Origin of the sequence: Endozoicomonas sp. ONNA2 (assembly GCF_024606365.1) — a bacterium.
Classification (GTDB): domain Bacteria; phylum Pseudomonadota; class Gammaproteobacteria; order Pseudomonadales; family Endozoicomonadaceae; genus Endozoicomonas.
Map to the genome: position 1 here is coordinate 1 of NZ_JAHHPO010000087.1, position 1,463 is coordinate 1,463.

2 protein-coding genes are annotated in these 1,463 nt (G+C 45.2%); one reads left to right on the top strand and one right to left on the bottom strand.

What is annotated here, in order from left to right; all coding sequences use genetic code 11:
- Window positions 1–502: 502 nt before the first annotated feature.
- Window positions 503–808 carry a hypothetical protein gene (locus tag KDK14_RS01560; protein WP_257263258.1) on the bottom strand — a complete coding sequence of 102 codons (306 nt, stop codon included), beginning with the start codon at window positions 806–808 and terminating at the stop codon, window positions 503–505.
- A 259-nt stretch (window positions 809–1,067) separates the two neighbouring features.
- Between KDK14_RS01560 and KDK14_RS01565 the strand changes: the two genes are divergently transcribed.
- The gene (locus KDK14_RS01565) at window positions 1,068–1,349 is read left to right on the top strand and encodes a hypothetical protein (RefSeq protein ID WP_257263259.1); all 282 of its coding nucleotides are present in this window, start codon (window positions 1,068–1,070) and stop codon (window positions 1,347–1,349) included.
- The last annotated feature ends 114 nt before the right edge of the window (window positions 1,350–1,463 follow it).

A 1,463-nucleotide genomic window follows, 5' to 3' on the forward strand; every position in this document is an offset into this window, starting at 1 on the left:
ATTAAAAATAAAATTTAAAAAAGACACATTGATAAATAAAACATACCTTTATTGATAAATGTGTCTAACGTGTTTAAGAAGTTAAGTAGTTGGCCAAATAGAATCGAATATTTCTGTCTACTTGGGCTGGTACTATGTGAGGCGCAACGGAGGAGGCATAGCCGTAGCTATGTGACCGGAGTTGCAAAGAAGCACGACTGCATGGCAGGAGCCAGAGCAACGCAAGAGCAGTTGCCGGGAGTGTCGGCACAAGGAGTCAGAAATATATGACTTCATAGGGTTAGCTACTCAAGTGTTTGACATCCTCCCACCACTAAGCGGATGGCGGCCCCACTTGGGCGGCCCCATCCATATCCACCCAAGCTCTACGAGCTATGGGTGGAGTATTCCGCGAGAATTGATAAAACAGGGTATGAAGCGAGATAAACGGGGAAGTACTTCCATCATTTATCCCATGACCTTCTCTCATAGACAAAAACCGTTATAGTACAACTATCCCGGATTAGCCTGAACTTTTTTTCATTCTTGCCAACGCTTCCTGAACGACTGCTCGAGCCTCATGTTGACAGGCATCCAGTGCGTCTGGATCGTCGGGAGCGACACGCCATTCAATTATTCTTTTGGCCAGCTTCCTTGCCATCACACCCACAAGATCATCCAAATAAGCCTCATCGAACATAGCCAGTGGCATAAATCTTAAATGGACTAACAGCTGTTCAGGTTTATCAGGTTCCTTCATATGTATGGCAAAATCGCCGGCGTCAGACGTGCTTTGACTGATCGTTAACGTAAAGTGCTCACCGCTCATAGTGTTCTCCCGGCTGTACTAGTTTCATTTGTCGGCGGTGATACAGGTGGCTTTACGGTCTTCAGACCAGCTGTCAGCTCATTAAGCCAAGGTGGCATTATCAAACAAAAACCTGGTCTTCAGTCTTTTTATAATCTCGGTTCATAATCTAAACTGGATTTATAAGGACTAAAGCATTAGCGGGCAATGCCGCCAGATAAGGCGATATTCTCATAATTAATCAGACGCCAGCTTGCACTGGGCAACGGAGATCCTGACCATGTCACTCATTACCAACAAGGATGTCGAAAACCTACCCTCTGATCACTCAGGCCAGGTAGGCAATGTCAAACCGGTAGATCGCATTGATCCGATGCAGTCACAGGAATTTTCAAACCTGGTAAAAAACAAGGATGACAATAAGCTTACTGCCGCTGCCGACGATGGAGAGATTACCCCGGAAGAACTCCAGCGACAGATTCGTGAAAACCTGTTTAAAAACGGCTTCAATAGGGCCCTTGACAAAGCCAGGGAAATAGCCAAGGAACTCAGACAAGGCTAGGAGGCTGTCCGAGAATAGACTGCCCTACTGCGGTGACAGCAAATTGGTCTAAAAAGTCAGAAATTTTTAGTAAATAGAACCACTATTCACTAAAAATTTCCGACTTTTTATCCT